The sequence below is a fragment of the Streptomyces sp. NPDC038135 genome, assembly GCF_055601245.1.
The window spans coordinates 647,961-660,893 of the sequence record NZ_JBVJXS010000004.1 but is presented as its reverse complement, the minus strand read 5'-3'; the positions used below and the strand labels follow the sequence as shown (position 1 = coordinate 660,893).

9 protein-coding genes and 1 pseudogene are annotated in these 12,933 nt (G+C 73.2%); 4 read left to right on the top strand and 6 right to left on the bottom strand.

The window, feature by feature from the left end:
* Positions 1-81: 81 nt before the first annotated feature.
* Together ACZ7JA_RS14800 and ACZ7JA_RS14795 are read right to left on the bottom strand one after the other, a co-directional pair.
* A pseudogene (locus tag ACZ7JA_RS14800) lies at positions 82-683 on the bottom strand (DNA polymerase ligase N-terminal domain-containing protein).
* Positions 684-733: 50 nt separating this feature from the next.
* Positions 734-1,597, bottom strand: coding sequence for an oxidoreductase (locus ACZ7JA_RS14795; RefSeq protein ID WP_470808499.1), 864 nt, complete (start codon positions 1,595-1,597; stop codon positions 734-736).
* A gap of 145 nt (positions 1,598-1,742) precedes the next feature.
* Between ACZ7JA_RS14795 and ACZ7JA_RS14790 the strand changes: the two genes are divergently transcribed.
* Both ACZ7JA_RS14790 and ACZ7JA_RS14785 read left to right on the top strand, forming a co-directional pair.
* Positions 1,743-2,618, top strand: coding sequence for a helix-turn-helix domain-containing protein (locus tag ACZ7JA_RS14790; protein ID WP_351669973.1), 876 nt, complete (start codon positions 1,743-1,745; stop codon positions 2,616-2,618).
* 134 nt (positions 2,619-2,752) lie between these two features.
* Positions 2,753-3,736 (top strand): TauD/TfdA dioxygenase family protein, encoded by a 984-nt coding sequence (locus tag ACZ7JA_RS14785; RefSeq protein ID WP_470808497.1) that lies wholly within the window; start codon positions 2,753-2,755, stop codon positions 3,734-3,736.
* A gap of 45 nt (positions 3,737-3,781) precedes the next feature.
* On the opposite strand, the gene ACZ7JA_RS14780 is transcribed toward ACZ7JA_RS14785, so the two are convergent.
* Positions 3,782-5,284 carry a metallophosphoesterase family protein gene (locus ACZ7JA_RS14780; RefSeq protein ID WP_470808494.1) on the bottom strand — a complete coding sequence of 501 codons (1,503 nt, stop codon included), beginning with the start codon at positions 5,282-5,284 and terminating at the stop codon, positions 3,782-3,784.
* 379 nt (positions 5,285-5,663) lie between these two features.
* On the opposite strand from ACZ7JA_RS14780, the gene ACZ7JA_RS14775 reads away from it, so the two are divergent.
* Complete coding sequence (locus tag ACZ7JA_RS14775) at positions 5,664-8,054, top strand: M4 family metallopeptidase (protein WP_470808492.1); 2,391 nt, start codon at positions 5,664-5,666, stop codon at positions 8,052-8,054.
* 61 nt (positions 8,055-8,115) lie between these two features.
* Here the strand turns inward: ACZ7JA_RS14775 and ACZ7JA_RS14770 are convergent, their stop codons facing one another.
* From ACZ7JA_RS14770 to ACZ7JA_RS14760, 3 genes are all read right to left on the bottom strand, one after another.
* Entirely contained in the window at positions 8,116-9,282 is a 1,167-nt protein-coding gene (locus ACZ7JA_RS14770) for a glycoside hydrolase family 64 protein (protein ID WP_470808557.1), read from the bottom strand.
* A 182-nt stretch (positions 9,283-9,464) separates the two neighbouring features.
* Complete coding sequence (locus tag ACZ7JA_RS14765) at positions 9,465-10,220, bottom strand: dienelactone hydrolase family protein (RefSeq protein WP_351669961.1); 756 nt, start codon at positions 10,218-10,220, stop codon at positions 9,465-9,467.
* A gap of 112 nt (positions 10,221-10,332) precedes the next feature.
* Positions 10,333-10,953, bottom strand: a complete 621-nt coding sequence (locus ACZ7JA_RS14760) for an L-threonylcarbamoyladenylate synthase (RefSeq protein ID WP_389297448.1) — start codon at positions 10,951-10,953, stop codon at positions 10,333-10,335.
* Between the two features lie 424 nt (positions 10,954-11,377).
* Here ACZ7JA_RS14760 and ACZ7JA_RS14755 point away from each other — a divergent pair, with 424 nt between their 5' ends.
* Positions 11,378-12,907: a helix-turn-helix domain-containing protein gene (locus ACZ7JA_RS14755; RefSeq protein WP_470808489.1), complete on the top strand. Its 1,530-nt coding sequence runs from the start codon at positions 11,378-11,380 to the stop codon at positions 12,905-12,907.
* The last annotated feature ends 26 nt before the right edge of the window (positions 12,908-12,933 follow it).

Here is a 12,933-nt window from a genome sequence, read left to right as displayed (position 1 = left end):
GGGGTTTTGCTCGCCGCGCCCGCCCGTCCGAGCACGGCCCACCCGGCCGGCGGAGCGGAGCCGGGCACGCGGGCCCGTTCGTCATCCCTCGTCGGCGGCGACCTGCGCCAGGGTGCGCCCGGTGCGCACCGAGCGGGCCCGGCGCGGATCGGGGGTGCCGTGCCCCTCCGCCCGGGCGGGACCCTTGCGCACCAGCAGCCAGGACTCCTCCTCGTCCGGGCCGCCGCGGAACCGGGTGAGGGCCCACTCGCCGCGCAGCTTGGCGCCGTGCAGCCGGAACACGGCGTGCCCGTGCTCCAGCGACTCGGCGAAGTCCAGGGGGCGTCCCCGGCGGTCGTGGCTGAGCGGCTCGTACGTCCCGTGCTCCCACACGATCACCGTGCCGCCGCCGTACTCGCCCTTCGGGATCACGCCCTCGAAGTCCTCGTACTCCAGCGGATGGTCCTCGGTGGGCAGGGCCAGCCGTCTGTCCCCGGGGTCCGTCGACGGCCCCTTGGGGACGGACCAGGACTTCAGCACGTCCCCCACCTGGAGCCGGAAGTCGAAGTGCATCGGCGGGCGTCGTGGATCTGCACCACGAACCGCGGCCGCTCGCCCGCGGCCGCCGCCCCGCCGGACGGCTCGCCGGTCCGTTCGAAGTCACGCCTGCCGCGGTAGGTCCGCAGCCGGTCCTCCGTCGCCACGTGCGGCTCCCTCCGTCCGTCCGCCTCCGGGTACCCGGGGACGGGCCCGGTCAGCCCGCGATCGCGTCCAGTTCGGCCACCGCGTCCGCGGGCAGGACCAGCGCCGCGGCGGCGATGTTCTCGCGCAGGTGAGCGGGGGAGGAGGTGCCCGGGATGAGCGCGATGTTCGGCGAGCGGCCGAGCAGCCAGGCGAGGGCCACCTGCTGCGGCGAGGCGCCGAGCCGTGCGGCGACCTTCGACAGGGCGTCGGACTGCAGCGGGGTGAACCCGCCGAGCGGGAAGTACGGCACGAAGGCGATGTTCTCCGCCGCCGTGCGCTCCACCAGGGCGTCGTCCCGCCGGACGGCCAGGTTGTACAGGTTCTGCACGGTGACCACGGGCGCGATCTCCCGCGCCTCCTCCAGCTGTGCCAGGGACACGGTGCTCAGGCCCAGGTGCCGGATCAGGCCCTGCTCCCGCAGCTCGGCCAGGGCGCCGAACATCTCCGCCACCGGCTCCTCGTTCGGGGCGTCCACGTCGCCGAGCCGCAGATTCACCACGTCCAGCGCGTCCAGGCCCAGGTGCCGCAGATTGTCGTGCACCTGCGCCTTCAGGTCCGCCGGATGCCGGGACATGATCCAGCCGCCGTCCGCGCCGCGCCGCGCGCCGACCTTGGTGACGATGCGCAGGCCGTCCGGGTAGGGGTGCAGCGCCTCCCGGATGAGCTCGTTGACGACGACGGGGCCGTAGAAGTCGGCGGTGTCGATGTGGGTGATGCCCGCGTCCACCGCGGCGCGCAGCACCGCCACGGCCCGGGCCCGGTCCTCGGGCGGGCCGAACACGTGCGGTCCGGCGAGCTGCATGGCGCCGTAGCCCATGCGGGTCAGGGTCAGACCGTCCGCGGGGGTGAAGGTCCCGCCGAGCTGTGCGGTCATGTCGTGCCTTTCGTGCCGTTCGCCGAGCCGCCGGCCGGCGGCTCCTCTCCACCCTGCGCCAGCCGCGCCCCGCACGGCAGTGTCCCCGCGTTCCTGGGAGTGGCGGGACCAGTCACCGCCGCGGGCGCCGCCGTACGGTGGTGTCATGGACGGTACGAACGCGCTCGGCGAGTTCCTGCGCGCCCGCCGGGGCCAGGTCCGGCCGCAGGACGTGGGGCTGCCGGGATCGGGGCTGCGCCGGGTGCCGGGGCTGCGCCGGGAGGAGGTCGCGATGCTCGCCGGCATCAGCTCCGACTACTACCTCCGCCTGGAGCAGGGCCGCGACCGCAACCCCTCCGCGCAGGTCCTCGGGGCCATCGCACGGGTGCTGCGGCTGGACGCCGACGCCACCTCCTACCTCCTCGGTCTCGCCCGGGACCGGCCACGCGAGACCCGGCAGGGGGCGCGCACCGGGCCAGCGGGCCACCGGGAGCGGGTGCCGGACGGTCTGCTGCGCCTCATCGAGGGCTGGCCGCGCAATCCCGCCTACATCCAGAACCGCTACACCGACTGCCTCGCCGCCAACGCCCTCGCCACGGCCCTCACGCCCAACTACCGGCCCGGTGTCAACCTGCTGCGGGCCGTCCTCCTCGACCCCGCCGAGCGCGCGCTGCGCCGGGACTGGGACGACCTCACCGAGGAGGGCGTGGCCGCGCTGCGCGCGTACGCGGGGCCGGAGTCCGACGATCCGCGGCTGCGCGACCTGGTCGGCGACCTCTCGGTGCGCAGCGACCGCTTCCGGACGCTCTGGGCCCGGCACGAGGTGCGGCCCCGGCGCGGCCGGATCAGCAGACTGAGCCACCCGCAGGTGGGCGACCTGGACCTGCACTCGGAGAAGCTGACCGCGGACGGCACCGGGGGACTGACCCTGGTGGTCTTCCACGCCGAGCCCGGCAGCCGCAGCGCCGAACTCCTCGACATCCTCGGCAGCCTCGCCGCGCCCCGCCCGGCCGCCGCGCCGGAACCAGCCGAGGAGCCGTAGCGCGGGAAGGGCTGTGCCGGCGGAGGCGGGCGCCGCTGACACGGGATGTCCGCGGCCGCGGGATGTTCGCGGCGCACGGGGCCCCGGTGTCACGATCGGTCGTGAGGCCGGTTCGGACGACCAACGGAGCGCGCATGACGACGCACAGGGACACGGCGGAGCACACCGGGCGGGCGGAACGGACCGGCGGCGTGGAGGTGCGCCCGGTCGCCGGGCACATCGGCGCCGAGATCATCGGCGTCGATCTCGCCGGTCCGCCGGACGACGCGGTGACCGAGCTGATCAGGGAGGCGGTGCTGCGCTGGAAGGTGGTGTTCTTCCGGGGGCAGGAACTGGACCACGCGGCGCACGTCGCCTTCGCCCGCCGGTTCGGCGAGCCGGTCGTCCTCGGCCGGCGGGGCGGCGCCTCACCGGAGGGCTTCCCCGAGGTGGAGACCACCGCCGACCGGCTGGAGCTGGGCGGACGCTTCGGCATGGAGCACGAGGAGTGGCTGCGGCGGCGCCGGCACACCCTGCTGCGCGGCTGGCACTGCGACCACGGCGCCCGCGTCGACCCGCCGGCCGCGACCATCCTGCGCGCCGAGACCGTGCCGCCGTACGGCGGCGACACCACCTGGGCCAACCTGGCCGCCGCCTACGCCGGTCTCTCGGCGCCCGTGCGCGCCTTCGTGGACGGACTGCGGGCCGAGCACCGGCTCGGCGTCGGCTACCAGCCGCGCCCCGGCGACGACGCCTACCTGCGCCATCTGCTGGACCATCAGGTCGCCTCCGTGCACCCCCTGGTGCGGGTGCACCCGGAGACGGGCGAGCGCGTGCTGTACGTCAACGGCTACTACCTCGAGCAGATCACCGGGGTCTCCCGGCCCGAGAGCGCGGCCCTGCTGGAGATGCTGCTCGACCAGGCGGTGCGCCCCGAGTACACGGTCCGCTTCCGCTGGGAGCCGGGGAGCGTGGCCTTCTGGGACAACCGGGCCACCATCCACCTGGCCCCGAGCGACAACGCCCATCTGGGCCTTCCCCGGATCATGCACCGGGTGATGCTCGCGGGCGACGTCCCGGTGGGCGTGGACGGCAGGCCGTCCGAGCCGGTCACCGGTACGGAGCCGGGCCGCTGGTGAACCGGGCGGGGGCCGGCCCACGGCGCGGCGCCGGCCCCCTGCGGCTCAGGTCAGCGGGATCATGACCTCGTCCTCGACCGGCGGATCCAGTTCCTGGGCGCGGTTGCCGGTCGCGGCGAAGCAGCGCAGCCGCACCGCCTCCGGGGTGACGTCCAGGCGCAGGAAGGACTTGAAGAACGGCGGGCTGTAGGTGACCGAACCGGGCGAGAAGAGCTGGGTGTAGAGCTTGCGCACGGGCAGCCGGAACCGGGCGGCCCGGTCGGGGCGGCGGCCCGTGCCCAGCAGTCCGGCGACCAGCCGGACCCGCAGGGTGATCCGGGCCTCCGGAGCGGGCGCGCGGGCGGGCTCGATGCCGAGACGTCGGGCCACGACCGCCGTCGCCTCGTCCTCGGTGAGGGTGAAGAAGCGGCGCAGCCGCAGCCGCCGGGCGTACACCCGGCTGTAGAACGCCAGCGAGTCGCCGCGCAGCGGATAGCAGCGGAACTCCCGCTCGCCGACACCGGCGACGGACACCCGCGGGATGGTGTGGGTGGCGTGCATGAACGCGCCGCCGCCGCCCGAGACCACGTACTGGACGGTGCGGCCGTCGACGTCGACCGGATAGCGCTGGTAGTTGTGGATGTCGCCGCCTATCGCGGCCACGTAGTGGTGCTCCGGGTCGCGTACGACGTCGTCGACCGTGCCGCCGCCCTCGATGGCGCAGGGGTGGTGCTCGCCGTCCACGTACAGCGGGGAGCCGGTGATCAGGATCTTGCGCCGCGGTCCCCGGGACACCTCCCGCAGCCACGCGCCCTGCTCGGCGTCGATCGTGCCGAGCAGCCCGGTGTCGATGCCGACGATCCGCACCGGTCCGGCGTCGATCGCCCAGTAGGGCCCCGGCTGCACGGCCCGCTGCTCCGGTGCCGAGCGCGACTCCCGCGCCTCGGAGAGGTGTTCACCGTCCGACGGGCGGGCCCGGTGCCACAGCAGGGTGCGCAGCCAGGCGCGGGTGAGCGGGCGGGGCCGCGGCTCGGGGGCGGGCGGGGGAGCGTCGGCGCAGAAGACCCGCGTGAACGCGGCGAGGTCCTCGTACCAGTCGTGGTTGCCCGGTACGGCGTAGATGGGCGCGGGATAGTCCTGGTACGGCCGGAAGAACTTGGTGCCGTAGTCGTCCGCGCTGCCGACGGGGTAGATGACGTCGCTCGCGATCACCGCGAACTCCGTGTCCAGGCCGGCCTTCAGCAGGCCGGGCACGGTGGCGTACTGGGAGGCGCCGCCCTCGCCGGTGTCCCCGAGGACCATGAAGGAGAAGCGGTCCGGCACGTCCGGCCGCACCACCTTGTCCGCCGGCGCCCCGGCCGCCGCCTGCGCGGCCACCAGGCGGCCGCGGGTACGGCCGGTCGGATCGCCGAACCACGACGCGAGCACCCCGTTGCGGGCGGCCCACAGGACCCTCGGATCCAGCCAGGACAGCTTCCGCACGTGGACGGGCATCAGCCGCTGGTAGAGGCCGGGTTCGGAGGGGCCCCAGCCGGCGCCCCGGGCGGTATCGCGTGAGGATTCAGACACGCGAGCACGGTAACAACGGCCCTGTGAACGCCCGAAGGGTGGGACTCGACGTCAAGTGCTGGTAAAATAAGAGGACTTCGCGGTTCGGCGTTGCCGAAGCCGTGTTCACCGCGCCCTGCGCCGCCCGATGCGCCGGCCCGGCGCGACGCGAGCACACGGGGCCGCCCCGCCGTCGCCGGGGCAGGGTAGGGAAAACCCTTGAATTGCCTCTGACGCTGCTGACATGCGCGAGTCAAGGCTGCCATTCTCCCCCAGCACGCAGTCGGTTTCGCGTGCAAGCACCTTGCTCCCCACACAGTTCAGCTCGTCCCGGACAGCACACCCGTCTGCCCGGGTCTTCACCGGCCGCTATCCGGCGGCCGCAGCAGGAGGAAATCGAGTGAGTCGTCTTCCCCACAGACGGGCCATCGCCGGAGCCGCACTGGTCTCCACCGCGGCCTTCCTCGCCGTCGGCATCCAGTCGGTGCCGGCCGCCGCCAAGCCCTCCGCTCCCCACGCCGGCCACCTGCGCACCGGCGGCCTGGAGGCACGGCTCTCCCCGGCCCAGCACGCCAAGCTGCTCAAGACCGCCCAGCAGAAGACCGCCGCGACCGCCCGCACCCTCGGTCTCGGCGCCAAGGAGAAGCTGGTCGTCAAGGACGTCGTCAAGGACAACGACGGTACTCTGCACACCCGTTACGAGCGCACCTACGCCGGGCTGCCCGTCCTCGGCGGCGACATCGTGGTGCACACCCCGCCGGCCTCCGTGGCCAAGGGCACGGTGAGCACGACCTTCAACAACAAGCACGCCGTGAAGGTCGCCTCCACCACCGCGACCTTCGCCAAGGGCTCCGCCGAGACCAAGGCCCTGAAGGCGGCCAAGGCACTCGACGCGAAGAAGGCCACCACCGACAGCGCCCGCAAGGTGATCTGGGCCGGCGACGGCACCCCGAAGCTCGCCTGGGAGACGGTGATCGGCGGCCTCCAGGACGACGGCACGCCCAGCGAGCTCCACGTCATCACCGACGCCCACACCGGCAAGGAGCTGAACCGCTACCAGGCCGTCCAGACCGGTACCGGCAACACCCAGTACAGCGGCTCCGTCAGCCTCAGCACCACGCTGTCGGGCTCGACGTACCAGCTCTACGACACCACGCGCGGCGGCCACAAGACGTACACCCTCAACGGGGGCACCTCCGGCACCGGCACGCTGATGACCGACTCGGACGACGTCTGGGGCACCGGCTCGGGCTCCAACACCCAGACCGCCGGCGCCGACGCGGCCTACGGCGCCCAGGAGACCTGGGACTTCTACAAGAACACCTTCGGCCGCAGCGGCATCCGCAACGACGGTGTCGCCGCCTACAGCCGGGTCCACTACAGCAGCGGCTACGTCAACGCGTTCTGGGACGACAGCTGCTTCTGCATGACCTACGGCGACGGCACGTCCAACACCCACGCGCTGACGTCGCTGGACGTGGCCGGCCACGAGATGAGCCACGGCGTCACCTCCAACACCGCGGGCCTCAACTACAGCGGCGAGTCCGGCGGCCTGAACGAGGCGACCTCCGACATCTTCGGCACGGGCGTGGAGTTCTACGCCAACAACTCCACCGACGTCGGTGACTACCTCATCGGCGAGAAGATCAACATCAACGGCGACGGCAGCCCGCTGCGCTACATGGACAAGCCCAGCAAGGACGGCGGCTCCGCCGACAGCTGGTACTCCGGCGTCGGCAACCTGGACGTCCACTACTCCTCGGGCCCCGCGAACCACATGTTCTACCTGCTGTCCGAGGGCAGCGGCAGCAAGGTCATCAACGGGGTCACCTACAACAGCCCGACCTCGGACGGCGTCGCCGTCGCCGGCATCGGCCGCGCCAAGGCGCTGCAGATCTGGTACAAGGCGCTGACGACCTACATGACGTCGAGCACCAACTACGCCGGCGCCCGCACCGCCGCCCTGAACGCGGCCGCCTCGCTGTACGGCACCAACTCCGCCGAGTACGCCGGGGTGGGCAACGCCTTCGCCGGCATCAACGTCGGCAGCCACATCAACCCGCCGAGCAGCGGCGTCACGGTGACCAACCCGGGCAGCCAGAGCGCCACCGTCGGCACGGCGGTCAGCCTGCAGGTCCAGGCGAGCAGCACCAACAGCGGCGCCCTGACCTACAGCGCCACCGGTCTGCCGGCCGGCCTGTCGATCAACAGCTCGACCGGCCTGATCTCCGGTACGCCCACCACCGCCGGTTCCTCCAGCACCACGGTGACGGTGAAGGACTCCACCGGCGCGACCGGCACGGCGACCTTCGGCTGGACCGTCAGCACCACCGGCGGCGGCTGCTCCGCGTCCCAGCTCCTGGCCAACCCGGGCTTCGAGTCGGGCAGCACCGGCTGGACCGCGACGAGCGGCGCCATCACCACCGACACCGGTGAGGCCGCGCACAGCGGTTCGTACAAGGCCTGGCTCGACGGCTACGGCACCACGCACACCGACACCGTGTCCCAGTCGGTGACGATCCCCGCGGGCTGCAAGGCGACCCTGACCTTCTACCTGCACATCGACACCGCGGAGAGCGGCACCACCGCGTACGACAAGCTGACGGTGACCGCCGGTTCCAAGACCCTGGCCACCTACTCGAACGCCAACGCGGCGTCCGGCTACAGCCAGAAGTCCTTCGACCTGTCCTCGCTGGCGGGCCAGACCGTCACGCTGAAGTTCAACGGCGTGGAGGACTCCTCCCTGCAGACCAGCTTCGTCGTGGACGACACCGCCCTGACGACCGGCTGATCACCGCACGAAACGGTCCCGCACCCCGGAGCAGCTCCGGGGTGCGGGACCGTCCCATGTCTCAGCTCAGCGGATCCAGCGTCAGATACGCCTGCTGCGGACCGCCGTCGTGCACCAGCGACTCCTGGTTGCCGACGTCGTCGAAGGCGAAGGCGTAGGCCTTGCCGTCCGCCATCTGGGAGTGGACGGCGCGCGCGTACTGGTTGGTCACGCCGTCCTGGTAGAAGCCGGCCGCCGAGGTGTCGGGCTGGTTGGGGTTGCTCAGCAGCGTGGAGCGGTTGAAACCGGCGCACAGCGTGCGGGAGATGGGGCCGCGCACGTTGTCGTTGGGCGCGTCCAGCAGCTTGTGGCAGCCGAAGACGCTGGAGGCGTCCGGCTTCTGGAAGCTGGTGACCACCGCGCCGGAGGAGTTGGTGAAGTTCATGACGTTCCCCGACACCCGGCCGAAGTACTTGGTGTTCGGCTGGTCGGTGAAGGGCGTGACGGTCAGCGTCGACGTCGTGTACTTCTGCCACACCCGGTTGACGTAGTCGTCCATGACGTTCGCCGGCAGGGCCCCGGTCTCCACCCCGTACAGCGGGGAGAGCGCGCGCAGCACGGTGCCGTCGGAACGCGTCTGGACCAGGCCGGACCAGCCGCCCGACTGGCCGCGCAGCGTGTTGAACACCGCGTTGTAGCCGCCGGACTTCAGGTGCCCGGTGGTGCTCACGCCGCCGTCCGCGCGCTGCACCCCGACCGCGTACGGCGCGGAGAACATGTCCACCTGGGTGCTGTTGAGCCACAGGCCCGAGTCGTTCAGGGTGTACTCCGACCAGTTGAACAGGATGTTCCTGTTGGGGTCGGAGGGGTTCTGCACGGCCGGCTGCACCAGGCCGCCGGTGGTCAGCCGGAAGTCGAGCTTCCGGCCGTAGGAGAAGTAGATCCGGCCGGAGAACTTGGGTATCCGGATCGTCTTCGACTGCCCGGGAGCCGGTCCGGCGATCGCCGCGTCCGGCGCCGGGGTCGGCGGGTTGCCGCCCGCGGGCCAGGCGTGGAAGCCGCCGCTCTCGTCGGCCCAGCCCTGCCGTCCCGAGGACAGCTGGGTGCCGAGGTCGTACACGTACACGGGCTCGGAACGGCCCGAGTTGTTGGTGATCTTCAGGGGGATGGTGTCCGGGACGGCGGCGCCGGCGCGGTCCGGCGTGCCCAGCGCGAGCACACCGCCCACCAGGGCCGCCGCGGCCGCCATGGGCAGCACGGGACGCGTTCGCTTGGGGAGCACTCTCCACCTCCGTGTGGGGTCGGGGTGGCACGAAATTGGTCCGTACCTGTTCTGAGAGCGCTCTCAGCGTTGCGTTCGATCACGTGCATGTCAATGATTTGGACAAGATCCGGGTGGCGTCCGCGCCGGGGCGGACGCCACGGCCGGCCCTAGAAGGCGCGTTCCAGCAGGGCGAGCAGCGCGGCCCAGTGCCGCTCGTCGGCCCCCCGGTCGTAGGCGGTGGTGTCCGCCTGCGTGTACCCGTGCGCGGCCCCCGCATAGACCTCGGTGGTGTGCCGGACGCCCGCCGCGGTGAGCGCGTCGTCCAGGCGCCGGATCTGCTCCTCGGGCATGGACCGGTCCTGGTCGGCGTGGCCGAAATACAGCTCGGCGGTGATCCGCGCGGCGCCCAGGTGCGGGCTGTCGGGGGCGTCGGTGGCGAGCCGCCCGCCGTGGAAGCCGGCCGCGGCCGCGACCCGGTCCGCGTGGGTGGCCGCCGTCCGCAGGGCCAGCCGGGCGCCCATGCAGTAGCCCGTCAGCGCCACCGGGCCGTCGGCGACCAGGGGGCTGCCGGCGAGCCAGTCCAGGTAGGCGTCCGCGTCCCGCCGGGTCTGGTCCGGGGTGAGGGAGGCCATGACCGGGCCGATCCGCTCCCAGATGGTCGGGTCGGCCGCCGTGTCGATGAACTCCGGGACCTCCCCGATCGGGGTGCGGCCGTGCCGGTAGAAGACGTTGGGCACCAGCACCGTGTAGCCGGCGGCCGCGAGCCGGTCGGCCATCGAGCGCAGCTGCGGGCGCAGCCCGTACGCGTCCTGGTAGAGGAGGACCCCCGGCCGCGGGCGTCCGTCGGCGTGATGGGCGAGATAGGCGTCTGCGACGCCGTCCGCGGTGGGGACGTCGACGTCGGTCCCCTGTGCGTCGGTCATGGTGTGGAGCCTCCCGGGTGGATCGGCCGAGGGGGACACCGGTTCCCCTCGGCCTCGCGTGCACGCCTCATGCTGCCACGCAAGATCCACACGGCCGGGACGGGCCTGCCCGTCACTCGAAGCGTGCCGTGTCCCCGGCGCCCCGCCGGACGATCTCGGCCTCGCCGCTGGAGAAGTCCACCACGGTGGTCGGCTCGGTGCCGCAGTCCCCGGAGTCGACCACCGCGTCCACCACGTGGTCGAGCCGGTCCTTGATCTCCCAGCCCTGGGTCATCGGCTCCTCCTCGTCCGGCAGCAGCAGCGTGCTGGACAGCAGCGGCTCGCCCAGTTCGGCCAGCAGGGTCTGGGTGACCACGTGGTCGGGGATGCGCACGCCCACCGTCTTCTTCTTCGGGTGCAGCAGCTTGCGCGGCACCTCGCGGGTGGCCGGCAGGATGAAGGTGTAGCTGCCCGGGGTCGACGCCTTGACGGCCCGGAACACGTCGTTGTCGACGCGCACGAACTGGCCGAGCTGCGCGAAGTCCCGGCACATCAGCGTGAAGTGGTGCCGGTCGTCCAGATGGCGGATGGAACGGATCCGTTCCATGCCGTCCCGGCTGCCGATCTGGCAGCCCAGCGCGTAGCAGGAGTCGGTCGGGTATGCGATGAGGGCCCCCGAGCGCACCGCGTCGACGATCTGGCCGATGCTGCGCGGCTGCGGGTTCTCGGGGTGCACGTCGAAGTACTTCGCCATCCGCCGAGCTTAATGCCCTTTCCCGGGCGCCGCGGGCGCGGCCCGGCCGCACCGGTCGTGCCTCCCCGCCCGGTCCGGCGCCGGCGTGCGTCCGCACCCGCCCTGCCGGTGGCGCACGGAACCGGCGTTCGCGCCCTTCGCCCGGCGCGGGCGCCGGTGACCGCACCCGCGTGAGCGACTGAGGAAACCGCTCCGGAAGTCCCCGGAAATCGTGTGGTGTAGGACGTGCGTCAGTGGGCATCCGATGGAGGAGCCGCCCGGGGCCTCCCCCCGCCACCGGGCTGCGGCGCCTCCGCCGGCGGTCCATTCCCCCCCCAGGACCGCCGGCGGAGCCATGTCCGGCCGCCGGGGACGGCAGAGCGCCGATCGGGTAACGTCCACGTCCGAAACCCGAGGTCAGCCCGAGGACGAGGAGGGGCACGACGTGGCCGGCCGAGCCGACGAGGTCCCCCGCGCCGAGGAGCCGTACGCCCCCGACTGGGCCGAGCAGTTGCTCGACCACCTCCGCCCCGCGGCCCGGGACCCGCACCGGGTGGCCGGCTGGCTGGGACAGGCACTGCGGGCGAACGTGTGCCTCCAGGACGCGCACGGCGGCCTTCTCGCGGGCGAGTCGATCCCGCTCGACGCCGCCGTGCTCCACGACATGGCCGGCGGCCGGATCTCCTCCGCCGCCCTGGACGACGGCGACCGCCGGCTCCGCATGGTCGCGGTACGGCACCGCGACCGGGGCGCGGGCGCCGTGCTGGCCGTGGCCCGCGCCGAACCCTTCGACCGGCGCGCCGCCGAACTCGTGAACCGTGCCGCCGGCGTGCTCGAACTCCTGCTGCGCCACCGGGAGCTGACGCACGCCGGACGCCGGCTGCGCCGGGCCACGGCCGACCTGCGGCTCGCCATCCTGCAGCTGCTGATGGTGGAGGACATCGTCTCCGCCCGCAGGGTCGCCGCGGGCCTGTGGCCGGGCCTGCTCGAAGGCGACACCGCACGGGTCTACGTGGTCGAGAGCGCCCCCGCCGAGCGGGACGCGCTCGCCGACGCCTGCGCCGACGCCACCGAAGGCCAGGCACTCGTCGTGCGCTGCCCCGCGATGGACGGCCATGTCATCGTCGTCAGCCCCGAGCCCACGGCGGGGCAGCGGCTGCGGTCCCTGCTCGACGGCCGGTCCGGCATCTTCCTCGGCGGCAGCCTGCGCCAGCGCCTGGCCCGCACCGCCACCGCCTACGGCCAGGCGGTCAGCGCCCTCGCCGTGGCCCGTTGCCGCCCGGACCGCACCGCCGTCTACGCCGAACGCACCCACCCCGAGCGGCTCATGGACCCGGCCGCTCTGCACGCCTGGTCCGCCGGAGCGCTGTGCCCCCTCGACACGCTGCCCCACCACACCCGCGCCGAACTCCTCGCCACCACCCGTCTCGGCCTGGAGTTCACCGCCGTGGCCGCGGCCAAGGTGCTCGGCGTCAGCCGCAACACCGTCCGCGCCCGCATGGACCGCGTCGAGACGCTGATCGGCATGGACTTCTCCGGCCTCGGCACCCGCGCCGTCGTCCGGCTCGCGCTCGACTCCGAGGCGGCGCGCGGCCCGTACGACCCGGGCGGCACGGCACCCGCCCCGGCGGGGGGCGACCGGCTCGGCGATCTGCTCGCCCCGCCCGCGCTGCGGGGCTGGGCCGGGGACCTCCTCGGCCGCCTGGACGGTGACGGCCGCGATCTGCGCCGCACCCTGCGCGCCTGGCTCGCCGCCGACGCCAACGCCGAACGCGCGGCCCGGGAGCTGGGCGTCCACGCCCAGACCGTGCGCGAGCACGTCCGGGCCGCCGAACCCGTGCTGGAACGCCAGTTGCTGACCGGCGGGAGCGATCTGTACGAGGTCGTCCTCGCCCACCTGGCCACCGGCGCCCTCGCCGTCCCCGGCCTCGGCGGGGCGAACCCGGGCCAACCGGACTCGGCTGTGCACGACTGAGTCCCCGGCGCCGGTGGAAGGGCACC

Bases quoted from the DNA above. Each gene is read 5' to 3' on its own strand.
- ACZ7JA_RS14795 (WP_470808499.1), bottom strand. From the start codon at position 1,597: ATGACCGCACAGCTCGGCGGGACCTTCACCCCCGCGGACGGTCTGACC.
- ACZ7JA_RS14790 (WP_351669973.1), top strand. From the start codon at position 1,743: ATGGACGGTACGAACGCGCTCGGCGAGTTCCTGCGCGCCCGCCGGGGC.
- ACZ7JA_RS14785 (WP_470808497.1), top strand. From the start codon at position 2,753: ATGACGACGCACAGGGACACGGCGGAGCACACCGGGCGGGCGGAACGG.
- ACZ7JA_RS14770 (WP_470808557.1), bottom strand. From the start codon at position 9,282: ATGGCGGCCGCGGCGGCCCTGGTGGGCGGTGTGCTCGCGCTGGGCACG.
- ACZ7JA_RS14765 (WP_351669961.1), bottom strand. From the start codon at position 10,220: ATGACCGACGCACAGGGGACCGACGTCGACGTCCCCACCGCGGACGGC.
- ACZ7JA_RS14760 (WP_389297448.1), bottom strand. From the start codon at position 10,953: ATGGCGAAGTACTTCGACGTGCACCCCGAGAACCCGCAGCCGCGCAGC.